22 protein-coding genes and 1 tRNA gene are annotated in these 23,068 nt (G+C 61.7%); 14 read left to right on the forward strand and 9 right to left on the reverse strand.

Annotated elements, in window-relative coordinates; all coding sequences use genetic code 11:
* Positions 1 to 807 carry an enoyl-ACP reductase FabI gene (gene fabI, locus Q1B16_RS13240; RefSeq protein WP_299789362.1) on the reverse strand — a complete coding sequence of 269 codons (807 nt, stop codon included), beginning with the start codon at positions 805 to 807 and terminating at the stop codon, positions 1 to 3.
* A gap of 168 nt (positions 808 to 975) precedes the next feature.
* Between fabI and pdxH the strand changes: the two genes are divergently transcribed.
* The 5 genes from pdxH to Q1B16_RS13265 all read left to right on the forward strand — a co-directional run bounded on the left by pdxH (position 976) and on the right by Q1B16_RS13265 (position 7,009).
* Positions 976 to 1,581 (forward strand): pyridoxamine 5'-phosphate oxidase, encoded by a 606-nt coding sequence (gene pdxH / locus Q1B16_RS13245; protein WP_299789365.1) that lies wholly within the window; start codon positions 976 to 978, stop codon positions 1,579 to 1,581.
* 119 nt (positions 1,582 to 1,700) lie between these two features.
* Positions 1,701 to 2,225: a cold shock domain-containing protein gene (locus Q1B16_RS13250; protein ID WP_299789368.1), complete on the forward strand. Its 525-nt coding sequence runs from the start codon at positions 1,701 to 1,703 to the stop codon at positions 2,223 to 2,225.
* Positions 2,204 to 2,680 carry a DUF192 domain-containing protein gene (locus tag Q1B16_RS13255; RefSeq protein ID WP_299789371.1) on the forward strand — a complete coding sequence of 159 codons (477 nt, stop codon included), beginning with the start codon at positions 2,204 to 2,206 and terminating at the stop codon, positions 2,678 to 2,680. The genes Q1B16_RS13250 and Q1B16_RS13255 overlap by 22 nt, the downstream gene beginning before the upstream one ends.
* A 58-nt stretch (positions 2,681 to 2,738) precedes the next feature.
* Positions 2,739 to 2,815: transfer RNA gene (locus Q1B16_RS13260), tRNA-Pro, on the forward strand.
* A 525-nt stretch (positions 2,816 to 3,340) separates the two neighbouring features.
* Positions 3,341 to 7,009, forward strand: coding sequence for a vitamin B12-dependent ribonucleotide reductase (locus tag Q1B16_RS13265; RefSeq protein ID WP_299789374.1), 3,669 nt, complete (start codon positions 3,341 to 3,343; stop codon positions 7,007 to 7,009).
* Positions 7,010 to 7,203: 194 nt separating this feature from the next.
* Here Q1B16_RS13265 and Q1B16_RS13270 read toward each other — a convergent pair whose 3' ends face one another.
* The gene (locus tag Q1B16_RS13270; protein ID WP_299789377.1) at positions 7,204 to 7,845 is read right to left on the reverse strand and encodes an RNA polymerase sigma factor; all 642 of its coding nucleotides are present in this window, start codon (positions 7,843 to 7,845) and stop codon (positions 7,204 to 7,206) included.
* A 42-nt stretch (positions 7,846 to 7,887) separates the two neighbouring features.
* Here Q1B16_RS13270 and Q1B16_RS13275 point away from each other — a divergent pair, with 42 nt between their 5' ends.
* Positions 7,888 to 8,139: a hypothetical protein gene (locus Q1B16_RS13275; RefSeq protein ID WP_299789380.1), complete on the forward strand. Its 252-nt coding sequence runs from the start codon at positions 7,888 to 7,890 to the stop codon at positions 8,137 to 8,139.
* An 87-nt stretch (positions 8,140 to 8,226) separates the two neighbouring features.
* Here Q1B16_RS13275 and Q1B16_RS13280 read toward each other — a convergent pair whose 3' ends face one another.
* Together Q1B16_RS13280 and Q1B16_RS13285 are read right to left on the reverse strand one after the other, a co-directional pair.
* Entirely contained in the window at positions 8,227 to 11,427 is a 3,201-nt protein-coding gene (locus tag Q1B16_RS13280; protein ID WP_299789383.1) for a reductive dehalogenase domain-containing protein, read from the reverse strand.
* 44 nt (positions 11,428 to 11,471) lie between these two features.
* On the reverse strand, positions 11,472 to 12,137 hold the full coding sequence (locus tag Q1B16_RS13285) for an HTH domain-containing protein (protein WP_299789386.1): 666 nt from the start codon (positions 12,135 to 12,137) through the stop codon (positions 11,472 to 11,474).
* Between the two features lie 186 nt (positions 12,138 to 12,323).
* Here Q1B16_RS13285 and tatA point away from each other — a divergent pair, with 186 nt between their 5' ends.
* From tatA to Q1B16_RS13310, 5 genes are all read left to right on the forward strand, one after another.
* A complete protein-coding gene (gene tatA, locus Q1B16_RS13290; RefSeq protein WP_299789389.1) occupies positions 12,324 to 12,554 on the forward strand; it encodes a twin-arginine translocase TatA/TatE family subunit in 231 nt (76 codons plus the stop codon).
* 6 nt (positions 12,555 to 12,560) lie between these two features.
* The gene (gene tatB, locus Q1B16_RS13295) at positions 12,561 to 13,022 is read left to right on the forward strand and encodes a Sec-independent protein translocase protein TatB (protein WP_299789392.1); all 462 of its coding nucleotides are present in this window, start codon (positions 12,561 to 12,563) and stop codon (positions 13,020 to 13,022) included.
* Positions 13,019 to 13,915: a twin-arginine translocase subunit TatC gene (gene tatC / locus Q1B16_RS13300; protein ID WP_299789394.1), complete on the forward strand. Its 897-nt coding sequence runs from the start codon at positions 13,019 to 13,021 to the stop codon at positions 13,913 to 13,915. Before tatB ends, tatC begins: the two co-directional genes overlap by 4 nt.
* Positions 13,912 to 14,751, forward strand: a complete 840-nt coding sequence (locus Q1B16_RS13305; RefSeq protein ID WP_299789397.1) for an ATP-binding protein — start codon at positions 13,912 to 13,914, stop codon at positions 14,749 to 14,751. Before tatC ends, Q1B16_RS13305 begins: the two co-directional genes overlap by 4 nt.
* Positions 14,752 to 14,816: 65 nt before the next feature.
* Entirely contained in the window at positions 14,817 to 15,419 is a 603-nt protein-coding gene (locus Q1B16_RS13310) for a 2-hydroxychromene-2-carboxylate isomerase (protein WP_299789400.1), read from the forward strand.
* A 32-nt stretch (positions 15,420 to 15,451) separates the two neighbouring features.
* Here Q1B16_RS13310 and Q1B16_RS13315 read toward each other — a convergent pair whose 3' ends face one another.
* The 4 genes from Q1B16_RS13315 to Q1B16_RS13330 are packed head-to-tail and all read right to left on the reverse strand — an operon-like array spanning position 15,452 to position 18,447.
* Positions 15,452 to 16,534: a methyltetrahydrofolate cobalamin methyltransferase gene (locus Q1B16_RS13315; RefSeq protein WP_299789403.1), complete on the reverse strand. Its 1,083-nt coding sequence runs from the start codon at positions 16,532 to 16,534 to the stop codon at positions 15,452 to 15,454.
* Positions 16,531 to 17,190 (reverse strand): HAD family phosphatase, encoded by a 660-nt coding sequence (locus Q1B16_RS13320; protein ID WP_299789406.1) that lies wholly within the window; start codon positions 17,188 to 17,190, stop codon positions 16,531 to 16,533. Before Q1B16_RS13320 ends, Q1B16_RS13315 begins: the two co-directional genes overlap by 4 nt.
* Positions 17,191 to 17,196: 6 nt before the next feature.
* The gene (locus tag Q1B16_RS13325; RefSeq protein ID WP_299789409.1) at positions 17,197 to 18,123 is read right to left on the reverse strand and encodes a methylenetetrahydrofolate reductase; all 927 of its coding nucleotides are present in this window, start codon (positions 18,121 to 18,123) and stop codon (positions 17,197 to 17,199) included.
* A gap of 27 nt (positions 18,124 to 18,150) precedes the next feature.
* Positions 18,151 to 18,447: a virulence factor gene (locus Q1B16_RS13330; protein WP_299789412.1), complete on the reverse strand. Its 297-nt coding sequence runs from the start codon at positions 18,445 to 18,447 to the stop codon at positions 18,151 to 18,153.
* A gap of 265 nt (positions 18,448 to 18,712) precedes the next feature.
* Between Q1B16_RS13330 and Q1B16_RS13335 the strand changes: the two genes are divergently transcribed.
* Entirely contained in the window at positions 18,713 to 19,825 is a 1,113-nt protein-coding gene (locus Q1B16_RS13335; RefSeq protein WP_299789415.1) for a Ppx/GppA phosphatase family protein, read from the forward strand.
* A gap of 3 nt (positions 19,826 to 19,828) precedes the next feature.
* Here the strand turns inward: Q1B16_RS13335 and aroQ are convergent, their stop codons facing one another.
* On the reverse strand, positions 19,829 to 20,266 hold the full coding sequence (gene aroQ, locus Q1B16_RS13340) for a type II 3-dehydroquinate dehydratase (RefSeq protein ID WP_299789418.1): 438 nt from the start codon (positions 20,264 to 20,266) through the stop codon (positions 19,829 to 19,831).
* Between the two features lie 233 nt (positions 20,267 to 20,499).
* On the opposite strand from aroQ, the gene hydA reads away from it, so the two are divergent.
* Together hydA and Q1B16_RS13350 are read left to right on the forward strand one after the other, a co-directional pair.
* Entirely contained in the window at positions 20,500 to 21,948 is a 1,449-nt protein-coding gene (gene hydA / locus Q1B16_RS13345; RefSeq protein WP_299789421.1) for a dihydropyrimidinase, read from the forward strand.
* Complete coding sequence (locus Q1B16_RS13350) at positions 21,945 to 22,595, forward strand: aspartate/glutamate racemase family protein (RefSeq protein WP_299789424.1); 651 nt, start codon at positions 21,945 to 21,947, stop codon at positions 22,593 to 22,595. Before hydA ends, Q1B16_RS13350 begins: the two co-directional genes overlap by 4 nt.
* Positions 22,596 to 23,068: the final 473 nt, after the last annotated feature.

The raw sequence follows: 23,068 nt of genomic DNA on the forward strand, positions 1-23,068 counted from the left end.
TTATTCCTTGCTCATGTCGGGCGCGTCGACCGCTTTCATCCCGACCACATGGTAGCCTGCATCGACGTGATGGGTTTCTCCGGTCACGCCCGAGCCGAGATCGGAGAGCAGGTAGAGGGCCGATTTGCCCACATCCTCGATCGTCACGTTGCGGCGCAAGGGCGAATTGTATTCGTTCCACTTCATGATGTAGCGGAAATCGCCGATGCCGCTGGCGGCCAGCGTCTTGATCGGACCTGCGGAGATGGCGTTGACGCGGATGCCGTCTTTGCCGAGGTCTTCGGCAAGGTAGCGGACCGAGCTTTCCAGAGCGGCCTTTGCCACGCCCATCACATTATAATGCGGCATGATCCGTTCGGCTCCGTAATAGGTCATGGTCAGAGCCGACCCGCCATGCGTCATCATCTTCTCGGCGCGCTGCATCACGGCGGTGAAGGAATAGACGGAGATATCCATCGTCATCATGAAATTGTCGCGGCTGGTATCGACGTATCGGCCGCGCAGTTCGCTTTTGTCGGAAAACCCGATGGCGTGGACGACGAAATCAAGGCTGTCCCAGCGGGTCTTCAACCCGTCAAAAAGCGAATCAATCGACGCCGCATCACTCACGTCACAGGGCAGGACGATGTCCGATCCCAGTTGCGCCGCCAATGGGTCGACGCGTTTTTTCAGCGCGTCGCCCTGGTAGGAAAAAGCAAGTTCCGCCCCGGCATCGCCAAGGGCTTTCGCGATCCCCCATGCGATGGATTTGTCATTGGCGAGGCCCATGATAAGCCCGCGCTTTCCGGCCATTATTTCGCTTTTCATGCTGGCTTGCCTTCTCGCTGTTCAGGTCCACTTCGTTTAGGCGATGGACGCTGCTGCGGCAAGGCTGGTAATGTGGCGAGATTTGCTGCGTTTCGGAAGTGACACGACGTCGCTGTGGACAACCCCCTGGCCTCTCCGATACGGCGCTGCTTTCAGTAGGAGACTCTCATGAGCGATCGTACGGGTATTTTTGCGGGCGATGACCCTTTCGAGATCGCGCGCAGCTGGCTGGCCGAGGCCGAAGGATCAGAGATCAACGACCCCAACGCCATTGCTCTGTCGACGGTGGATCCGGATGGAATGCCAAACGTTCGGATGGTGCTGCTGAAAGAGGTCGAGGCGGATGCGTTCGTCTTCTACACGAATTACGACAGTCGCAAGGGGCACGAGATCGACACGGCGGGCAAGGCGGCCTTCGTCATGCATTGGAAATCGCTGCACCGGCAAATCCGGGTTCGGGGGACCGTCACCCGCGAGGATGGCGAGAAGGCGGATGCCTACTATGCATCGCGGTCTTTGAAGAGCCGTTTGGGGGCGTGGGCCTCGAAGCAGTCGCAGCCTCTGGGTTCGCGGACAGAGCTGATGGCCGAGGTTGCAAAGCTGACCGCCAAGCTTGGGCCGAACCCGGCGCGACCGCCGTTTTGGGGTGGGTTTCGCATCCACCCGACCGAGATCGAGTTCTGGGCCGATGGTGCGTTCAGGTTACACGATCGGTTCCGTTGGGAAAGAAAAGGTAACGAAAAAACATGGGAAATCAGTCGGCTGAACCCCTGACACTCACGTGACGTGAATTGTGGGGTTAAAATTCCGGCTTTGTTTCCTTATTGTTTGTGCTTGCAAACCGTGGTTGGGACACCAAGACTATGGACGGGAATTTGAAGTTGGAAGTGAACGTGGAAAACTCACGAAAGCCTGACACGCGTGTTTCAGGTCACGTGAAATGGTTTGATCCTGCCAAGGGGTTCGGGTTCCTTGTTTCGGACGAGGGTGGCCCGGACATTCTGTTGCATGCGAATGTTCTGCGGAATTACGGCCAAGGGTCTGTCGCGGACGGATCGCGGATCAGTGTCGTCGTTCAGGGCACGAGTCGGGGCCTTCAGGCCGTCGAGGTCATCGAAATCTCGCCGCCGGACCATTCTGACGCGGCGCCGCTGGAGGAGTTCACCGGCGTGTCGCCAGAAGAAATCGCGGCGGCTCCGCTTCAACCGGCGCGGGTCAAGTGGTTCGACAAGGCCAAGGGGTTCGGCTTTGCCAATGTCTATGGCCAGCCGGAAGACATCTTTATCCATGTCGAAGTCTTGCGCCGCTCCGGTCTTTCGGATTTGTTCCCGGGCGAAGCTCTGGCGCTGCGATCCATCGAAAGCAGTCGCGGGCGCATGGCGGTAGAGGTGCTCGCATGGGAAAGTGGTTTGGCCTGAGCGCAGTTGTTGCGTTTGTCGCAACACAGACGATTGCGGCGGAGACCTGCCAAGACGATACCGTTTTTCTCAGAGGCGATTGGGGCAGCGCGCGGTTTGCCGTCGACGTCGCTGATACACCCGAAGAGCGCAGCCAGGGTTTGATGTTCGTCGAGTCGATGCCGACCATGAGCGGCATGCTTTTCGTCTACGAGCGCGAACAGCGCGTGTCGTTCTGGATGAAGAACACGCTCATTCCCTTGGACATGATCTTTGCGGACAGAGCGGGCGTTGTGCAGCGCGTCCACGAAAACGCTGAGCCGGGAGATGTGACCAGCATTCCCGGGGGGGACGATATCCAGTTCGTGCTTGAGATCAACGGCGGCATGGCGCGTCGGCTTGGCATCGATGCCGGCACGGAAATGCGGCATCCGGCCATCCCGGACGAAACCGCGAGCTGGGCCTGCGCGTCTTGATCCGCGCGGAAAAAACCGCTTTTCAATTGGCGTCGTCACCGCTAAACGACGCCTCAGTCGGGGCGTAGCGCAGCCTGGTAGCGCGACGGTTTTGGGTACCGTAGGTCGCAAGTTCGAATCTTGCCGTCCCGACCATTTCAAAGTCTGCCTTCATCTCTCTAGCCGCGGTGTTCCTGTGCTCCGGCCAAGCTGGGCTTGCGGCGTGTGATGCAGGTCACATTCTTCAGGCAAGCGGGATTCGCCGGGCGGTGATCTGGATCGACTCGGACCTTCATCTTCGGTTCAACGAGCCCGTGAATACCTGTGGATAACTTTCTGTGAGGGCAGGAAATTCTTATCCTCCGCTTATCCACAGGGTTCTCCCGACACCATCCACAGTTGAATCACCACCCGTAGTGTCTTGTCTGCCGGTCAACCCAAAATCTATGACGAATTCTTAAAAAAACGTATTGACGACTCTGTGAGATATCCGTCAGTTTGTGCGGGTCGGTGCGATCAACCACAACATATAGTGTTTGCGCCGACATCAGGGACGGGACTACCGGATACAAGCTTTGAGGCGCTTGTCTGCGTGCATCTGTACGCAGACCCGGAATTTTCGTGCCTATCGGGGCCTCGACGGGGCCATGGGGTAGACATTGATATAAAGAGACCGGTGCGATGAAAATCGAAAGAAAATTTACCAAATCTGGGCAGGATGCATATGCGGGGATCGAGTTCGTCTCGACCACCTCTGAAATTCGGAACCCCGATGGGTCCGTTGTTTTCAAGCTGGACAATGTTGAGGTTCCGGCCAGCTGGAGCCAGGTCGCCAGCGACGTCATCGCACAAAAATATTTCCGCAAGGCTGGCGTTCCGACGGCGCTGAAGAAGATCAAGGAAAAGGACGTGCCCAGCTTCCTGTGGCGCTCCGTTCCCGAAACCGAGGACACGCCGCGCACCGGTGAGGCGTCCTCGAAGCAGGTCTTCGACCGTCTTGCGGGTGCCTGGACCTATTGGGGCTGGAAGGGCGGCTACTTCACAACCGAAGAAGACGCGCAAGCCTATTTCGACGAAATGCGCTACATGCTGGCCACACAGAAGGCGGCGCCGAACAGCCCCCAGTGGTTCAACACCGGTCTGCACTGGGCCTATGGCATCGACGGGCCAAGCCAGGGTCACTTCTATGTGGACTACAAGACGGGTGAGCTGACCAAGTCGTCTTCGGCCTACGAGCACCCGCAGCCCCACGCGTGCTTCATCCAGTCCGTCGCTGATGATCTGGTCGGCGATGGTGGCATCATGGATCTCTGGGTCCGCGAGGCGCGCCTGTTCAAGTATGGCTCCGGCACCGGCACGAACTTCAGCTCGCTCCGCGCGGCGAATGAGCCGCTGTCGGGTGGCGGCAAATCCTCGGGCCTTATGGGTTTCCTCAAGATCGGCGACCGGGCGGCGGGCGCGATTAAATCGGGCGGCACCACGCGCCGTGCGGCCAAGATGGTGATCTGCGATGCCGACCACCCGGATATCGAGGAATTCATCAACTGGAAGGTCAAGGAAGAGCAGAAGGTCGCCAGCATCGTCGCCGGATCGAAGATGCACGAGAAGATGCTGAACGCGATCTTCAAGGCGATCGGCACCTGGGACGGGGCGGTTGAAGACGCCTATGACCCCAAAAAGAACGACAGCCTGAAGGCGGCGATCCGCGCGGCCAAGGGTGTGATGATCCCCGAGACCTACATCAAGCGCGTGCTGGATTACGCGCGTCAGGGTTATAGCAGCATCGAATTCCCGACCTATGACACCGACTGGGATAGCGAAGCCTACGCATCCGTGTCTGGCCAGAACTCGAACAACTCCATCCGCGTCACCAACGCGTTCCTTCAGGCGGTCAAGGACGATGCCGATTGGGAATTGATCCGCCGCACCGATGGCAGCGTCGCCAAGACGATCAAGGCGCGCGACCTGTGGGAAGACGTGGGCCACGCGGCCTGGGCCTGTGCCGATCCCGGCATCCAGTTCCACACCACCGTCAACGAATGGCACACCTGCCCGGCGGATGGCGAAATTCGCGGCTCGAACCCGTGTTCGGAATATATGTTCCTGGACGACACGGCCTGTAACCTCGCATCGATGAACCTGCTGACCTTCCTCAAGGACGGCGAGTTCCAGTCCGAAGACTACATGCACGCAACACGGCTGTGGACGCTGACGCTGGAAATCTCGGTGATGATGGCGCAGTTCCCGTCCAAGGAAATCGCGCAGCGGTCCTATGACTTCCGCACGCTGGGTCTGGGCTATGCCAATATCGGCGGGTTGCTGATGAACCTCGGCTACAGCTACGACAGCGACGAGGGCCGCGCGCTCTGCGGTGCGTTGACCGCGATCATGACGGGCGTGTCCTACGCCACCTCTGCCGAGATCGCCGGAGAATTGGGCCCGTTCCCGGGCTACAAGAAGAACGCCGACCATATGCTCCGCGTGATCCGCAACCACCGCAACGCCGCCTATGGCGCGACGGACGGGTACGAAGAGCTTTCGGTCAAGCCGGTGGCGCTCGACCATGCCAATTGCCCGGACAGCCGCCTGGTCGATCTGGCGATGGCAAGCTGGGACGAGGCGCTGCGCCTCGGTGAAAAGCACGGTTACCGCAACGCTCAGGCCACGGTGATCGCGCCCACCGGCACCATCGGTCTGGTCATGGATTGCGACACCACCGGGATCGAACCGGACTTCGCACTGGTGAAGTTCAAGAAGCTGGCCGGCGGCGGTTACTTCAAGATCATCAACCAGTCGGTGCCTGCGGCGCTCGAAAAGCTCGGCTACGGCAGCGCACAGATCGAAGAGATCGTGTCCTACGCGGTGGGCCACGGCACCATCGGCAACGCACCTTCGATCAACCACACGTCGCTGGCCGGTCACGGCTTTGGCCCGGCGCAGCTCGACAAGATCGAGGGCGCGCTGGCTTCGGCCTTCGACATCCGCTTCGTCTTCAACCAGTGGACGCTGGGCGAAGAGTTCTGCCGCGAAGTGCTTGGCATTCCGCAGGAAAAGCTGAACGATCCCACCTTCGACCTGCTGCGTCACCTGGGCTTCACCAAAGCCGAGATCGAAGCCGCAAACGATCATGTCTGCGGAACGATGACGCTGGAAGGCGCACCGCATCTGAAGGTCGAACACTACCCGGTCTTCGATTGCGCCAATCCCTGTGGCAAGAAGGGCAAGCGGTTCCTGTCGGTGCAGTCGCACATCACCATGATGGCAGCGGCACAGAGCTTCATCTCGGGGGCGATCTCCAAGACGATCAACATGCCGAATGACGCGACCATCGAGGATTGCCAGAAGGCCTACGAGCTGAGCTGGTCGCTGGGCACCAAGGCCAACGCGCTCTACCGTGACGGCTCCAAACTGTCGCAGCCACTCGCGGCAGCCCTTGTCGAAGACGACGAGGACGCGCAGGAGGTGCTGGAATCCGGCTCCATGACCGAAAAGGCGCAGGTGCTGGCCGAGAAGATCGTCGAAAAGGTGGTCATCAAGGAAATCCAGAAATCGCACCGCGAAAAGATGCCCGAGCGCCGCAAGGGCTATACCCAGAAAGCCATCGTCGGCGGGCACAAGGTGTACCTGCGCACTGGCGAATACGAAGACGGCTCTCTGGGCGAGATCTTCATCGACATGCACAAGGAAGGAGCGGGCTTCCGCGCCATGATGAACAACTTTGCCATCGCGGTATCGGTTGGTCTTCAGTACGGCGTTCCGCTGGAAGAGTTCGTCGATGCCTTCACCTTCACCAAATTCGAACCGGCGGGCATGGTGCAGGGCAATGACAGCATCAAGAACGCGACCTCGATCCTCGACTACATCTTCCGCGAACTCGCTGTCAGCTATCTCGACCGCACCGATCTGGCCCATGTGAAGCCCGAAGGCGCCAGCTTCGACGATCTGGGCCGGGGCGAGGAAGAGGGCGTGTCGAACGTGCGCGAGCTTTCGGAAACCGCCGCGTCGCGGTCGCTCGAAGTGCTGAAGCAGATCAGCTCCACCGGCTACCTGCGCAAGCGTCTGCCACAAGAACTGATCGTGTTGCAGGGCGGACAGGCCGGGGCGGTCGCGTTCGGCGGCGGTGCCGATCCGGTGACTGCGCTCAACACGCTGGTGCCCGAAACCGGCGGGGTCGCGGTCGCGACGCAGACCACCAGCACCTCCTCGACCACCGCCATGACGGCGGTGACGCGGGCCAAGATGCAGGGCTACGAAGGCGAGGCCTGCGGCGATTGCGGCAACTACACGCTGGTGCGCAACGGCACCTGCATGAAGTGCAACACCTGCGGTGGGACGTCTGGGTGTAGCTGAGCCCTAACCAGTCACGAGGCGGGTGCGCCCGCCTCTGACGCGCGTCAGGCCGCAGGCAAGATTATTCCGAGCGGTGAACAAATGGGAGCTTGACGAGCGAAACTCGAAAGGGGGCCACTGCGGCCCCCTTTTTTTGCGCTTCTTTGGGCTGAAAATACCTCGGGGGAGGCCGAAGGCCGGGGGCAGAGCCCCTTTCAGAACACTGTCGTGATCCCCAAAGCGTCCCGCAACCGGGTCCGGGCGCGGGCCAGCCGGGACATGATCGTTCCCACGGGGACCTCCATTTCCTCCGCCAGTTCAGACGGGGTCACGCCCTCGTAGGCCACGCGCCGCAAGAGCGCCCGGTCGGATGTGGGCAGCGCCTCGAGCTTGCCCAGCACCTGGGAACAGAAGCAGGCCAGCGCCGCATCCTCGACCTGGGGTTCGAAGTCCTCCTCCATCGGGGTTTCTCGGGCCGCGAATTTGGCGCGGCTTGCGGCGGCGTGGCGCAGGGCCGTCATCATATAGGGAAGGGGCCGGGAAATCCTGGCCCCGATCGCTTCGCGTTCCAGCATGGCAAGGCACACCTCGTGGCAGAGGTCCTCGGCATCCTGGGGGCTGCGCGACAGGCGTCGGGCTCGGGCGCGCAGGCGGGGAAGATGATGTGTATCCATGCCCACAGGTATGACAGCGGGAAAATCCCCGACCAGCCCGGGGGTTTCCGCCGATGGCGGAACGCGGCCCATTTTGCGCGGCGGATTGCGCAGCGACTGGGCCGTTTTGGGCAGGTCGGCGCCGCTGCGGCCACCCCCCGGGACGCCGGACAGGCTTTCCGCCTCATACCTCGTGAAGGCCACACGAAGTGGCGCTTCGCATACAGGACTTAATGGGAGACCAATATGACACTCACTCTGACCCGACTGATCGCTGCCGGCCTCGTCACGCTGCCGATGGCCGCAATGGCCGCAGACTACATGGCTGCAGACGCCAATCAGGACGGCATGCTGTCACTCGAGGAGGTGCAAACCATCCTGCCCGAAGTGACGACCGACACGTTCATGGCGGTGGACACCGATGGGGACGGTCTTGTGAACGCGGACGAACTGGCCGTGGCGCAGACCGAAGGGTTGATGCCCGAAGCGGACAGCTAAGGCGTCCTCCCGGTGCGCGGCCCATATTGGGTCGCGCATCAAACTCTTTGAAGAGTTTTATGAAATCTTTACAATAATTTCAGATGCTTACAGCTCGATCGTGATCTCGCCATCCGGCTCGGCCGCGCGCGATTGGCACAGGATGACCTGATCCACGCGTTGTGCTTTCGACAGAACGAAGTCACGGTGCTCCACAGCGCCGCCCAGGACACGCGCTTTGCAGACGCCACAAATCCCGTCCGCGCATTTCACATCCACCGACACGCCGTTTTCAGCCAGAACATCCGTCGCGCTTTTGTCCGGGGGCACGTGGAACGCGCGTCCGTCTTTCAGACGCAGCGTGAAGGCGTGGTTTTCGTAGTCTGGCAAGTCCGGGACGGCGAAATATTCGAGGTGCCGCGCCGGTTCGGGAAACCCTTTTCTTTCAGCGGCTTCCATGACGGAATTCATGTAAGCGACCGGCCCGCAGGTATAGATGTGTTGCCCGTCCGAATAGTCGGGCATGATCGCGTCGAGATCGGCGCGGGTGCCTTCATCGCTGATATGCACATGGACCTTGTCCGCCCACGGTGCGGCGGCCAGATCGTCCAGATACCCGGCCTCGGCACGGGTTTTCACCGAATAGTGCAGCGCAAAGGGGCGCCCCAGCGCGTGCAAGCGATGCGCCATCGCGATCATGGGCGTGACACCGATGCCGCCGCCCATGAGCCAGGTGAAGCGCGCGTCCTCGACCAGCGGGAAGTGGTTGATCGGTCGGGACACGAAGACACGCCGCCCTTCGGTGAAGATGCGGTGCAAGAGGGCTGATCCGCCGCGCCCGTGATCTTCGCGCAGCACGCCGATCTGGTAAACCGACCGATCCGCCGGGTCGCCCGACATCGAGTATTGCCTCAGGTATTCCGGTGCGACGACGAGATCGAGATGCGCGCCTGCGGTCCATGCGGGCAGGTCGGATCCATCGACGCTGCGAAACTCGTACTTGGTGACCGAGGGCGACATCTTTTCGACCTTGCTCACCATGACGGGGACCACCGGGCTTTCGGTGGCGTCCTTGGGGCGGTGGAGGTGCGACGTGTCGCCCTTGGCCAGCCGCGCCTTGTGCTCCTCGGCGCTGACCATCGCGGCGTAGGCGGCGATCCCGGCTTCGCGGTCCATCGGGTCGGGGTATGGGTAAGGATGCGGAGCAAGAGGCGCGGGGTAGACGGCGAGCGTCTGATCCTCGTATTTCAGGTCGAGGTCCTTTTGCAGATCGCGCGCTTTCACCGGTTGGGTGGTGGGCGCATAGCTGCCGTTCTCCTGCAACTCCAGGTCCCACCACCATTTCTTGACCGGGTTCAGGCCGCCGCGCCCTGCGGCATCATCCAGCTTGGCCAGAAGCGGCGCGGCTTGTGGTACGTTCATCGCAGCCCAGCGGAACGGCTTTTCGGCGAATAGCCCTTCGAGGTTCCACGGGCAGGTCTTCATGCAGCGCCCGCACATCGCGCCGCCCTCGGTCGTGATGCGGTAGGCGGCGCATTTCTGGCTGTCGGACTTCCAGATCTCGTAGCCGTTGAACATCCGCTTCGGCCCGGCGGTGATCGCGCCCGAGGGGCATTCGCGGGCGCATTTGTTGCAGCTTTCGCAGAACCGTTGCAGGCCGAAGTCGATGGGTCTGTCATGTGCGAGTGGCATGTCGGTGGTGATGACGCCGGATTTCAGGCGAGGGCCGAGGAAGGGGTTGAGGATCACCTCGCCGATGCGGCTCACTTCGCCGAGACCGCTCAGCAACAAGAGCGGAGGTTGCAGCACGTCGCCATCCATCACGCTGTGGGCCTTGGCCGAATAGCCGAGGTTGCGGATCTGGCGGGCCAGCACCCCGCCCAGCAGTGAGAACCGCAGATAGGCGCGCATGGATTGCGCCACGCTGATCCAGTCGTCGCCGGACGCGCCCTCCATCGTTTCGTAGCCCTGGTCGATGATGATGCTGATGGCCTGATCATGCGGCGGGTCGATCGGATCGCCGCGCGCATCGTGGCTGTACCAGACCCAATCGGGGCAACGGCTGATCCCCACGGCATCGCAGCCCAGCCAATAGGCCGTGGCCTTGATCGCGTCGGCGTTGTTCTGCAAATTTGCAGGACGTTGGCCGTTTTCGGGCGGTCCATCTTGCAATAACACAAAGGCCCCCAGCATCCGCCGCTGCGCCGAGGACGGTGCCGCCTTGCGCACATAGTAGCCGCCTTTGGCCTTGTCCTGAAGCTTTTTGCCCATGTCGCCGAACTGGGCGCGGGCGAACATATCGGTGCGCTTGGGCACGCGCGGCACGTTGGGTTCATCGATATAGGTGGTCGGGGTGTCGATGCGTTTGAGCGTTTCGAAGGGGTGCGGGCCATCGACATAGCGGCGGGTGTCGAACGGGTTGTCGTTGAGCCGCGACCGTGAGGACCTCGTGCCGAGGGTCCAAGACAGGCCTTTTGTCAGCGATTTAGGTTGATCCGGTGAGAGCGGCGCATCGTGGGCCAACTCCAGATCTGTGGTCACGACCGCGACGCCGAAACGGTCGTGTAGCCACGGGTTCACCAATCGGTCGTCCGTTCCGTACGCCAGACCCGCCGCAACCGTACAGATGTTGAGGTCCACATCCGTGCTCGTGGCGCTGTGCGCCTTGGCGTTCCAGCCGAGCAGGCGGATGTAGTTGGCGATGACCACGGCGGTTTCGGTGGCGCGCAGGCAGGCACGGTGGTGCTGTGCGTCCGTGATCCAGTCGGTGCCAATCTCACCCGGGTTCGGGTCGCGCGGGATTTCGTAGAGGAACACAAGCGCCGTGTCATGCGACGCGATGGTAGTGCGCGGCGCCTCCATCGACTCCTTGAGGTCGGCCATGATGAGGTCGATCCCGGCGGCCAGCGTCTTGGTCTGGCGGATTCTCAGATCCTCCGCGAGGCGGGCGATATCGGGGTTCTGCCTCGGCTCGGACAAATGCGCTTCGGGCAAGAGCGGACCAATCCCCACCATCGTGGCGTCCGAAAAATATCCAAACGCTTTCAGATGGTTGGCGCGCTCTGTTGCATCATTGGGGCAGGTGGAGCGGGCCTTGTTCACGAAGCCGTCGCGGATCGCGTCCATCATCGCCTGGTAATCCGCCATCGCGTTGACGATGGAGGCCGGATCGTCGGGGCGGCGAAAGCTCAGGCCGGGATGGCGGGGGATGCGTGCGGGATCCGGCATCGGGCCGCGCCGCGCCCGTTCAAGCGGGAACGGTCCCAGATGCACGGGCCGGTTTTTATCGGAAAAGAACCGCAGCCCCATGATGGCCTCCCTTTGGCGCTGGACCAGAGTGCAACATTCCCGGCTCAGGACTGCAAGGCATGAAAATCCTTCAGGGTTTTCCCTGCCTCGTCAACGAACAGACCGGGCAGGGGTGTGAGATCGGTCACGCGGTCCATGCGAAAGGTGGCAAAGCTGTCATCGGTTTCGTCCCATACAACGCAGGTCCAGATGCGCCCCCAGTAGTCCAGATGCAACGGGCGCACCGTGTGGGTCCGGTCCTCACCGTCGAGCCGCAGGCGCAGTTTCTGGCGCGCGCGGATGGCCTTGCGGAATGCGGGCATATGACGGAATCCCTGCGCGGCCTCGGCGAAGGGATAGGTGGCAAAGCCGAACCGCGCCTTTGGAGTGCCGACGTCTTCGGGCAAGACCGCGTCAATCTTGTCGGACAGGGCGCGGGCGGCGGCGGCGAGGTCTTCGGTATCCGCGACGCCCACGGCGGCGAGACCGATATGCAACGCTTCGAGTTCGGTCTGGGTCAGGTTCAACGGTGGCAGGGTGATCATCGCCTGCGCGGTATAGCCGGACCCGCGTGCGCCTTCGACCGGCACACCCGAGGCCGCAAGCGTGTCCATGTCGCGGTAGATGGTGCGCACCGACACGCCCAGATCCTGTGCCATGGCTTCGGCCGTGTGCAAATGACCATCCTTCAGACGCTGCATCAGAGCATAAAGTCGGTCGCTGCGTTTCAAATGATTCTCCGGCGTTGGACGGGGCAATACTGACAAAAACCTGTCAACTGACAAGCTCTTGACAAAAATCGTTTCAAAAAGCCGGAAATCAACCGCGTTTGCCGCTTTCACCGGCCGTCCAAAGGCATTAGATGAGTGCGGTCTAGACGCGCCGCATCGCGGCGAGATACGAGTTAGGAGAGAGCCATGCTCAACAATATCGGCCTTCCCGGCCTTCTGCTGATCGCCGTCGTGGTGCTGGTGCTGTTCGGCCGCGGCAAGATTTCTTCGCTGATGGGCGAAGTCGGCAAAGGCATCACCGCCTTCAAGAAAGGCGTGAAAGACGGCACCGACGAGATCGAACAGGCCAATACCGGCGACGAGGCGAAAGACGTGACGCCCGAAACCGACAAGACGTCCAGCAAGGACAAGGTGTAAGCCCAAATGTTCGATCTTGGCTGGACCGAGCTTCTGGTGATCGGCATCGTCGCGCTGATCGTCGTGGGGCCCAAGGATTTGCCGGTGCTTTTTCGCAGCATCGGTCGGTTCATGGGCAAGGCGCGCGGCATGGCGCGCGAGTTCAGCAAGGCGATGAACGACGCGGCGGATGAAGCCGGCGTGTCCGAAATGAGCAAGACGTTCAAATCGGCGACCAATCCGCTGTCCTCTGCGATGGATGGCGTGAAAGACGCGGCCAAGTCGATGACCGATCTCAACCCTGACAGCAACACGGGCAAACTGTCCGCAGAGCGTCAGGAAGCCAAGAAGAAGATCGAACTGTCCGCCGCGAAGGCGGCAGCGGAACGCAAGGCGCGCGAGGCGTCCGAAGCGGCGGCGAAGGTGGAAGCGATGGAGGCCGAACAGAAGGCCGAAGCCGCGCCCTCCGACACGAAAGACTCCAAATGAACACCAGCCCCGATGAGATCGAGGACAGCTCGGCCCCGTTGATCGAGCATCTGGCAGAGCTGCGCAACCGGCTGATCCATTCGGTCGTCGCGTTCCTGATCGGGATGATCATCTGTTTTACGGTGGCAACGCCGCTCTTTAACTTCCTGACCAATCCCCTGTGCGAGGTGCTGGCCGAGCGGGGGCAGGACTGCGACCTGATCTTCATCAGCCCGCAGGAAGGCTTTTTCGTCGCCATCAAGATCTCGCTTCTCGGCGGGTTCATGTTGGCTTTTCCGTATATCGGCCTTCAAATGTGGCGCTTCGTGGCGCCGGGGCTTTACAAATCCGAGAAGGGCGCGTTCCTGCCGTTTCTCGTCGCGTCGCCCTTCATGTTCCTTCTGGGCGCGTCTTTTGCCTTCTACGTCGTCACGCCTCTGGCCTATGACTTCTTCCTTGGGTTCCAGCAATTCGGCGCCGAAGGCGAAGCGTTGGTGGACGAAGAGGTGGCACAAGGCTTGTCCGTGGTCTTCCAGGGCTCGGCGCAGGAATATCTCAACCTCACCGTAAAATTCATCGTGGCCTTTGGGCTCTGTTTCCAGTTGCCGGTGTTGCTGACGCTGATGGGCAAGGCCGGTCTGGTCAGCTCGGAAGGTCTGGGCAATGTGCGCAAATACGCGGTTGTCGCCATTCTGGTCCTTGCCGCGCTGGTGACGCCGCCGGATGTCATCACGCAGGTGATCCTCTTCGTCGTGGTCTACGGGCTTTACGAGGTGTCGATTTTCCTTGTCCGCCGGGTTGAGCGCAAGCGCGAGGCTGAGCTGCGGGCACAGGGCCTCTGGATGGAGGATGATGACCTCGAGGACGATCCTCTGATGAAAGAATTTGACGAAGACGAGGGCGCGAAGAAGTGAGTGATCCGATGGAGCGGATTGCCGCCGCGCTGGAGCGTCTTGCCCCCGCGCCGCAGCCGGCCCCGGATTTCGGCGCTGCCGATGCCTTTGTCTGGCATGTCGATCCGGATCACCTGCAACCCGTGCCCAAGGTCAGCCGGGTCCCGGTGGACCTGTTGATCGGGGTAGATCGGAGCCGCGACACGCTGCTGGCCAATACACGGCAATTCGCGCGCGGTCTTCCCGCCAACAACGCGCTTTTGTGGGGCGCGCGCGGCATGGGCAAGTCGAGCCTTGTGAAAGCGGTCCATGCGGCGGTTCTGGCGGAAGGCGTGTCGGTCAAGCTGGTGGAGTTGCAGCGCGAGGATTTGCCCAGCGTCGCGCGCCTGCTTAACCTGTTGCGCGCCGCACCGCATCAGTTCGTGCTGTTTTGCGACGATCTGAGCTTCAGCCATGACGACCAGCATTACAAATCGCTGAAAGCGGTGCTGGATGGCGGGGTCGAGGGGCGGCCCGACAACGTGGTGTTCTATGCCACGTCGAACCGCCGTCACCTCATGCCGCGTGACATGATCGAAAACGAACGGTCGTCGGGTATCAACCCGTCCGAGGCGGTCGAGGAAAAGGTGTCGCTGTCGGATCGGTTCGGGCTATGGCTCGGGTTTCATCCGTGTAATCAGGACGACTACCTGGCGATGATCCGTGGTTATTGCGATGCATACGGGGTCGAGATCGACGACGCGACATTGCGCGCCGAAGCGATCGAGTGGCAGGCGACGCGGGGCGCACGGTCGGGCCGGGTGGCGTGGCAGTATTTTTCCGATCTTGCGGGTCGGCGCGGAATACGGATCGCCTGAAAGACGGAAAATTGGACGGAAGCCTGCGTGATTTGCTAGTCTGATCGCACAAAGCGGGGGGCGCCATGCAAGCCATTGATTTTTGGTATTCTATCGGAAGTACTTACAGCTATCTCACTGTCATGCGTCTTGATGACTATTGCGAGGCCGAAGGCATTTCCGTGAATTGGCGCCCGTTCAATGTTCGTGCCATCATGGTTGAGCAGAACAATGTTCCGTTCAAAGACAAGCCGGTAAAAACCGCATACATGTGGCGCGACATAGAACGGCGCGCAGATCTTTACGGCCTTCCGCTCGCGGTACCCGCACCGTATCCGCTGGAGCATCTGGTCCTTGCCAATCAAGTGGCCCTCCTGGGCATGCAGGAAGGCTGGGGCAAATCTTTTACCATTGCATCCTACCGGGCGTGGTTCGTCGATGGTTTGCCCGCTGGCAGCGACCCAAACCTCTCAAACAGCCTGAAACACGCGGGACAGGAACCGACGACAACGATTGAACGTGCACAATCTCCAGCGGTGATCGAAGCGTTGGATCGGGAGACCCGGACATGCAAGGCACTAGGGGTGTTCGGCTCACCAAGCTTTGTCGTCGGACGTGAGGTGTTCTGGGGTGATGACAGGCTCGACGATGCGATCAAATGGGCAAAGGATAGAACCCTGCACAGCTGACGCGCCGCGCAGGGGATCGAAGCATCTTGAAATCACGCGCGGCGGCGGCGGCCTCCGACGCGGCCCGCACGACCCCGGCCTTCGTGGCCTGCTTTCGGCGGCTGCTTGTTGAACTCGATCCAGGCACCGCCGCCTTCGTCGTTGTTGGTCAGGAAGTTGGCCGCGCGGATCGCTTCCATTTCCTTGCCGGGGCGCGGCTTGGTCGACCCCAGGCCGAAGAGGACGCAGAAGGTTTCGTCGTCCATATCTTCGGGCAGGACGATGCCAGCGGCCTCGACCTCGGCACGCTTTTCCGCAATCTTGGTCGGTCCGACGGGCAGGGCGACGGGGTTCATGATGGCCGAGGTCATGCCTGCGCCCATCGCCATCGGCAGGAAGGCGTTGTTGATGCCGTGGCGGTTGGGCAGGCCGAAGCTGATGTTGGACGCGCCGCAAGTGGTGTTCACACCCAGTTCTTCGCGCAAGCGACGGACAAGTGTGAAGACCTGAAGGCCAGCGGTGCCCATCGCGCCAATCGGCATGACCAGCGGGTCCACCACAATGTCATGCGCCGGGATGCCGAAATCGGCGGCGCGTTCGACGATCTTTTTCGCGACAGCAAAGCGCACATCCGGGTCTTCGGAGATCCCGGTGTCGTCGTTCGAGATCGCCACCACCGGCACGTTGTATTTCTTGACCAGTGGCAGGACGAGTTCGAGACGCTCTTCCTCGCCCGTGACCGAGTTCAGCAGCGGGCGGCCTTCGGCGGCGGCGAGGCCGTTTTCCAGAGCACCGGGCACCGAGCTGTCGATGCAGAGCGGGCAATCGGTGACGGCCTGCACGCGTTCGACCAGTTCGCGCATCAGCGTCGGTTCGACGAAGTTGTTGTCGGCATAGCGCGAGTCTTCGGCCATCTTGTTCGAGAAGACGGCACCCGAGTTGATGTCGAGAATGTTGGCCCCGGCGGCGACCTGCGCCAGCGCGTCGGCTTCGACCCGGCTGAAATCTCCGCGTTCGAGTTCCTCGTTCAGTACCTTGCGGCCGGTCGGGTTGATCCGTTCACCGATCACGCAGAACGGCTGGTCGAATCCGATGATGGCGGTTTTGGTCTTGGACTCGACAATCGTGCGGGTCATGCGGCTACTCCTTGAATGCGGGCCAGGATGTCCGGCAGCGCGGGGTCTGTGAAATCTTGGATGCTTGTATCCGCTCCGACCGCGCACAGCTTCGCGTCGGTCAGGGCAGAGCGGACACCGATGCAATAGGCGCCCGAGGCGGCGGCGGCGCGCATGCCCGAGGGGCTGTCCTCAAAGGCGACGCAGGCGCTCGCGGGCTCTCCGAGCAACTCCATCGCGGTCAGATAGGGCAGCGGATGCGGTTTGCCGTGATCGCATTCCTCGCCGATCACGATCACGTCGAACCGGTCGCGCAGGCCGATGGCGCGCAGCATCGCTTCGGCGTTGAGGCGCATCGCGTTGGTGACGACGGCCATCTTCCAGCCCAGCGATTGCGCGTGATCGAGGAAAGTCTCGAGCCCGGGCGTCGCTGGGTAGGGTGACGGCAGGCGGTCGCGGAACTGCGCCTCTTTCCATTCGCTGAGCGCTTGCGGATCCGGTTCGTCGGGCAGGTACTCCGCGAAGACATCGACGTTCAGACGTCCATGCACCTGCTCGATATAGAAGCCGTCCGGCATCGGCAGGCCACGGTCGGTCCACAATTCTGTAAAGACGGCCTCGTGGATCGGGTCCGAATTCAGCATGGTACCGTCGAGATCGAAGAGCAGAGCTGGCATGGCGGATCAGCTGACCGCGGCCGGGGCGGTTCCGGCGCCGCCGTTTTCGATCGCCCAAGTGGCATTGGCCGTGATCCCGCCCAGCGGGAAGAAATGCACCTGTTCGATGTTGAAGTCGGGGTTCTTCGCCTTGTGTGCAGCCAGCTTGGTCAGCACCTCGGTCGGCTCGTAAGGCAGCAGCAGCTTGGTCACGTCCATCGCGCGCTTTTGCAGCACCTTCAGCGAGGGGCCGACGCCGCAGGCGATGGCGAACTTGATCAGGGTTTGCAGTTTTGCAGGTCCGGCTATGCCGATATGCACCGGCAGGGAAATTCCAGCCGCGGACAAGTCATCGACCCATTTGATGATCGGGTCGGCGTCGAAGGCGAATTGCGTTGCCAGCGCCATCTGCGCATCGGTCCGTTCGGAAAACCCCTGCTTCCAGCGCAGCGCATCTTCGACGTTTTTCATGCCGCCATCGGGGTCGATGTCCTTGTTGCCTTCGGGATGGCCCGCGACGTGCAGGCGTTTGAACCCTGCCTTGTCGAAAAGCCCGGTTTCCATGAGCTGCATTGAGCTGTCGAAGTCGCCATGCGGCTCGGCCACGCCACCGGCCAGCAGCAGCGCCTGATCGACGCCCGCCTCGCCCTGGTAGCGGGCGATCCAATCGGCCAGCGTGGGCTTGTCTTTGATGATCCGGGCCGGGAAATGTGGCATCACAGGGAAGCCGTCATTGGCCAGTCGCTTGGCGGTCGACACCATGTCCTCGATCGGGGTGCCGTCGATATGGGCGATGTAGACGCGGGTGCCGGGAGCGAGCAAGGTACGGAAATCCGCGACCTTTTCGGCGGTGCGGGGCATGACCTCGATGGAATAACCCTTGAGGAACGCCTCCATCTCGGGGGTGGACCCGGTCTCGACGGTCTCGCGCTTGCGGAAATTCAACAATGCCATGATGGCCTCCCTCAGGGTCATGGGGGCTTATGCCCAGCCTTCGTTATCAATCAACGCCTTGAGGCGCGCCTTGTCGTATTCCGTGTCGATGCGGGCCAATTCGGCGGCGCATACGTCGTCGGGCTCACCATCCACCGCGTAAGGCGCGGCCTTGCGCCATTCGGCCAGATAGCTGTCGGTGTCTGACGCGCCGATCTTCATCGCGGCGCGGTCGATGGCCTGTTCGAACCGTTCGGGCAATTGAGCCTTCGCCCCACGGCGTCCTTTGCCCACGATCACCTGCGCCGGGATATCCCGCCAGTAGACAATTGTGACATCCGGCATGCCGTGATTCCTTTGCGTTGCTTGCGTCTTCGTAATTGAGGCCGACCCGGACCCAAGGGCGATTTTCGACTTGTCCGCTTCTGTCTGCGACCCAAGGGGACAATAGGACAGGTCGTTGGGGAAAGCGATGTGCGGCGCGGTCCAAAATTCTCAGGCTTTGCATGAAAGGGCCTCATAACCGCAAGGCGGCGCATCACGAATCTTGCGATACGGCGCAAGCCCGAATAGGGTTGGGGTAACTTACATATTCGGAAGGCGCAGAGTCATGGCGCCAAAGCGTCCCAAAGGTGCGGGCGCATTCCCGAAACCGGTAGAGAGCCCCGCGCCGTCACGGCCCGATCCATCCGAGCTTTATGCTGCGCTGGATCTGGGCACAAACAGTTGTCGTATGTTGATTGCCCAACCCAAGGGCAACCAATTCCACGTGGTCGACAGCTTTTCAAAATCCGTTCAACTGGGCGCCGGGCTCGAAAAGTCGGGCCGACTGAGCCGTGCGTCGATGAACAGGACGATTTCCGCGCTGCGTGTCTGCCAGCAGAAGATCCGCCGTCACGAGGTCACCCGGATGCGGCTGGTCGCGACCGAGGCGTGCCGCCGGGCGCACAACGCGCGCGATTTCATCCGCCAGGTGAAACGCGAAACCGGTTTGACGCTGGAGATCATCCAGCCCGAGGAAGAGGCACGGCTCGCCGTCATTTCCTGCGCGCCGCTGGTCAGCACCAAGACCGAGCAATTGCTGGTGGTCGATATCGGCGGTGGGTCGACCGAGCTGGTTTGGATCGACCTCACGGCGGTGCCAGCGTTCGAACGTCCGCGCGCCATCATGCGTTTGCACGCGGGGTTTCACACCAAGGACAGCCCGTTCCCTGCCGCCCGCGTTGTAGACTGGATCAGCGTGCCGCTGGGTGTGGCCACATTGCGCGATCAGTTCTCTGATGTGGAAAGCGATTCTGCCCGCTATGCGCTGATGAGCTGGTATTTCGAGGAAAACCTTGCCGAATTCGCCCCCTACAAGGACGAACAGGCGCGGGAAGGATTCCAGATCGTGGGCACGAGCGGCACCGTCACCACCGTCGCGGCAAGTCATCTTGGCCTCAAGCGCTACGACCGGACCAAGGTGGACGGGCTGCGCATGACCTCGGACCAGATCGAAAAGGTGATTTCCGGCTACCTCCAGCTTGGCCCCGAGGGCCGCCGGGCCGATCCCCGCATCGGGCTGGACCGTCAGGCGCTCATCATGTCGGGATCGGCGATCCTTCAGGCGCTCTTGCGGTGCTGGCCGACGGATCGCTTGTCCGTCGCGGATCGCGGTCTGCGCGAGGGTTTGCTGTATGCGCAGATGTCTGCGGATGGCGTGCTCGAGGATGGGCCGTTCTGAGACTTAGCCCAGAAGGCTGATCACCCGGCGCAGCGCCAGTTCGTATCCTTCGATCCCGAAGCCTGCGATCACGCCTTCGGCACGGGCCGACACGAAGGAATGATGCCGGAACGCCTCGCGCTTGTGGACATTCGAAATGTGGACCTCGAACACCAGACCCTCAAAAGCCTGAAGCGCGTCGAAAATCGCGACCGAGGTGTGCGTGAAAGCGCCGGGATTGATGATGATGGCCTCGGCGTTGTCACGGGCTTCGTGAATCCAGTCGATGATCTCGCCCTCGTGGTTGGACTGCATTGCCCGAAGCGTCAGTCCTGCCGGTTTGGCCAAAGCGGTGCAGCGTGCGGTCACATCGTCGAGCGTTTCGGACCCGTAGATCGCGGGTTCGCGTTTGCCCAACAGGTTGAGATTGGGGCCGTTGATCAGAAAAACGGTCTTAGCCATGGCGACGCTCCAAGTCTGGTGCGTCAGGCTTGCCAGCTTGGCTGGTGCCGCGCAAGCCTTGCGCGGGTAGGGGCCTTGGAGCGCGTGTCGCGAGAGAGACAGCGAATTGCACCGGTCCGGGCCATCCCAAATCCGCGGCAAGGCGATTGCCTTTCCCTCGGAATATTTCGAACGTGCTGCAAGCTGCGCGAATCTGGCCGACCGGCCGGGCGCGCGGACACAAGGAGGACACCATGCAGCATGATCTGGTGATCAAGGGCGGCACGCTTGTCACGGCATCCGAGACCTTCGCGGCGGATATCGGTATTCGCGACGGCAAGATCGCGACACTGGGGCACGACCTGACTGGCGCGGATGTAATCGACGCGACCGGCAAACTTGTCCTGCCCGGCGGGATCGAGGCGCATTGCCATATCGAACAGGAAAGCGGCATGGGGCTGATGCCAGCGGATGACTACCGCACCGGGTCGATCTCGGCCGCGTTCGGGGGCAATTCGTGTTTCGTGCCGTTCGCCGCACAAAAGCCCGGACAAAGCGTGGCCGACACGCTGGCCACCTACGATGGCCGTGCCGCGCCGAAATCGGTGATCGACTATTCCTATCACCTGATCCTGACCGATCCGAACCCGGATGTGTTGGCCGAATTGCCGGACGCGTTTGCGCGCGGTGTGACCTCGTTCAAGGTCTTCATGACCTACGCCACCCGCGTCAGTGACGGGCAATTCCTCGACATCCTGACCGTCGCGCGGCGGCATGGCGGGCTGACGATGGTGCACGCCGAAAATCACGACATGCTGACCTGGATGGCGACGGCGCTGGCCGAGAACGGCTATACCGATCCGAAATATCACGCGCCCGCACGCCCCGGTCTTGCCGAGGAAGAGGCCATCAACCGCGCGATCAGCCTGTCCAAGCTGACCAACGCGCCGTTGATGATCGTGCATGTGTCGACGCCGAAAGGCGCCGCGCTGGTGGCCGAGGCGCGGGCCGAGGGGGCTTATGTTTTCGGCGAAACCTGCCCGCAATACCTGTTCCTGACCCGCGACGATCTGGACCGCCCCGGCAAGGAAGGTGCGAAATTCATCTGCTCCCCTCCGTTGCGCGACACGCATACACAAGAGGTGCTCTGGCGTCATATTGCAGGCGGCACGTTCAGCGTCGTGTCCTCGGACCACGCGCCGTTCCGCTTCGACGAGAGCGGCAAGTTTTCCAGTGGCCGCGGCGTCGATTTCCGCAAGATCGCCAACGGGATGCCCGGGATCGAGATGCGCCTGCCGCTGCTCTTTTCCGAAGGTGTGGTGAAGGGGCGGATCAGCCTCAACCAGTTCGTGGCCCTGTCCGCAACCAACGCGGCGCGGCTTTACGGAATGCACCCGACCAAGGGCACGCTCGCCATCGGCGCGGATGCGGATATCGCGATCTGGGATCCCTCCGAGACCCGCATCGCGGGCGACATGCACGACGCGATGGACTACAACCCGTTCGAAGGGACGGAGGTGACCGGCTGGCCCGTCACCGTCCTGTCCCGCGGGCATCGCGTGGTGGACCGGGGGGAGCTGATCGCGCAACCCGGCGATGGGGCGTTCGTGAAGCGCGGGCGCAGCGATCTGTCCGGTCTGAGCGGAACGCGGCTGCCCGAAACCGATCCGGCGCGCAACTTCGGTGCAGAGGTGCTGCGATGAGCGGTCCCATCGTCGTCATCAATCCCAATTCCAACGAAGCCGTCACCGAGGGGCTGAAAGATGCGCTGGCCGCATTCGATCTGCCGGGTGGGCCGGACATCGAATGCCTGACGCTCAAGGACGGCCCGTTCGGCATCGAAAGCCAGTTGGACTCTGACAGTGTGATCCTGCCGCTGGCAAAGCTGGTGCGATCCCGCCCGGATGCGGGCGCGTTTGTGATCGCCTGCTATTCCGACCCCGGTCTCGACACATGCCGGTCAATCGTGCCGCAGCCGGTCTTCGGCATTCAGGAAAGCGGCGTGCTGATGGCTCTGGCACGGGCGGATCTGTTCGGCGTGATCGCCATTGCCGAAGCCTCAATCGCCCGGCATCGACGCACGTTGGCCCGGATGCAGGTGCTCGACCGCCTCGCTTGCGAAATCCCACTGAACATGAGTGTCGACGAAAGTGCCCGCGGCGCGCGCACGTTCGCGCGGCTGGTGGAGGTCGGGTCGGAGGTAAAAGCCCAAGGCGCGGGCGCCGTCATTCTGGGGTGCGCTGGCATGGCCCGTCACCGTGCCAGACTCGAGTCCGAACTGAAGATCCCGGTGATCGACCCGACCCAAGCCGCCGTCTCGATGGCACTGGGCGTGTTGCTGGCGGGGTGAGTATTGGAGACTGATAGCTCACGCGGTTTTAAGTCTCGATCGGGCAAGCGTTTAAGTCTCTGACAAGCAACGCACGGGCTGTGTAGGGGTGGCCTAAAACAACGCCTCCAGCCCGGCTAGACGCAAGCCCGGCGGACCGGCAGCAGGTGAGGACCGACGAACCGGAAGCTGATCCATGGGCGGAAATTCAGCAGTCGTCGTGCAAAAGTTTACGTTAGGTCATTTGGGCGTCCGTGTGGTAGACTGATCCTGCATTTAGACAAATTGGGGATTATTATGCAGACCTTTTCTTCATCACTCTTCATCCGCTTGATTTCCGTTACCCTTCTTTCATTGTTTGTTTACGTTTCTTCGGTTGCAGCATTTCCGAACCTGCCTACGCTGGTATTCCCGACCTCGAGCACTCCTGACGGGAGAGGCGTCACGCGCGATTGCTCCGGACTGAATCAGACGTGTCCACAAGACCAATAGGC

The sequence above is a fragment of the uncultured Marivita sp. genome, assembly GCF_947488135.1.
Classification (GTDB): Bacteria; Pseudomonadota; Alphaproteobacteria; order Rhodobacterales; family Rhodobacteraceae; genus Marivita.

What these genes read in the sequence shown, in the direction of transcription:
- Q1B16_RS13330 (WP_299789412.1), bottom strand. Translation starts at nt 18,447, where the DNA reads ATGCCGGATGTCACAATTGTCTACTGGCGGGATATCCCGGCGCAGGTG.
- aroQ (WP_299789418.1), bottom strand. Translation starts at nt 20,266, where the DNA reads ATGGCTAAGACCGTTTTTCTGATCAACGGCCCCAATCTCAACCTGTTG.
- Q1B16_RS13320 (WP_299789406.1), bottom strand. Translation starts at nt 17,190, where the DNA reads ATGCCAGCTCTGCTCTTCGATCTCGACGGTACCATGCTGAATTCGGAC.
- tatA (WP_299789389.1), top strand. Translation starts at nt 12,324, where the DNA reads ATGCTCAACAATATCGGCCTTCCCGGCCTTCTGCTGATCGCCGTCGTG.
- Q1B16_RS13275 (WP_299789380.1), top strand. Translation starts at nt 7,888, where the DNA reads ATGACACTCACTCTGACCCGACTGATCGCTGCCGGCCTCGTCACGCTG.
- Q1B16_RS13280 (WP_299789383.1), bottom strand. Translation starts at nt 11,427, where the DNA reads ATGGGGCTGCGGTTCTTTTCCGATAAAAACCGGCCCGTGCATCTGGGA.
- tatC (WP_299789394.1), top strand. Translation starts at nt 13,019, where the DNA reads ATGAACACCAGCCCCGATGAGATCGAGGACAGCTCGGCCCCGTTGATC.
- Q1B16_RS13315 (WP_299789403.1), bottom strand. Translation starts at nt 16,534, where the DNA reads ATGACCCGCACGATTGTCGAGTCCAAGACCAAAACCGCCATCATCGGA.
- Q1B16_RS13325 (WP_299789409.1), bottom strand. Translation starts at nt 18,123, where the DNA reads ATGGCATTGTTGAATTTCCGCAAGCGCGAGACCGTCGAGACCGGGTCC.
- tatB (WP_299789392.1), top strand. Translation starts at nt 12,561, where the DNA reads ATGTTCGATCTTGGCTGGACCGAGCTTCTGGTGATCGGCATCGTCGCG.
- Q1B16_RS13350 (WP_299789424.1), top strand. Translation starts at nt 21,945, where the DNA reads ATGAGCGGTCCCATCGTCGTCATCAATCCCAATTCCAACGAAGCCGTC.
- Q1B16_RS13335 (WP_299789415.1), top strand. Translation starts at nt 18,713, where the DNA reads ATGGCGCCAAAGCGTCCCAAAGGTGCGGGCGCATTCCCGAAACCGGTA.
- pdxH (WP_299789365.1), top strand. Translation starts at nt 976, where the DNA reads ATGAGCGATCGTACGGGTATTTTTGCGGGCGATGACCCTTTCGAGATC.
- Q1B16_RS13265 (WP_299789374.1), top strand. Translation starts at nt 3,341, where the DNA reads ATGAAAATCGAAAGAAAATTTACCAAATCTGGGCAGGATGCATATGCG.
- hydA (WP_299789421.1), top strand. Translation starts at nt 20,500, where the DNA reads ATGCAGCATGATCTGGTGATCAAGGGCGGCACGCTTGTCACGGCATCC.
- fabI (WP_299789362.1), bottom strand. Translation starts at nt 807, where the DNA reads ATGAAAAGCGAAATAATGGCCGGAAAGCGCGGGCTTATCATGGGCCTC.
- Q1B16_RS13310 (WP_299789400.1), top strand. Translation starts at nt 14,817, where the DNA reads ATGCAAGCCATTGATTTTTGGTATTCTATCGGAAGTACTTACAGCTAT.
- Q1B16_RS13255 (WP_299789371.1), top strand. Translation starts at nt 2,204, where the DNA reads ATGGGAAAGTGGTTTGGCCTGAGCGCAGTTGTTGCGTTTGTCGCAACA.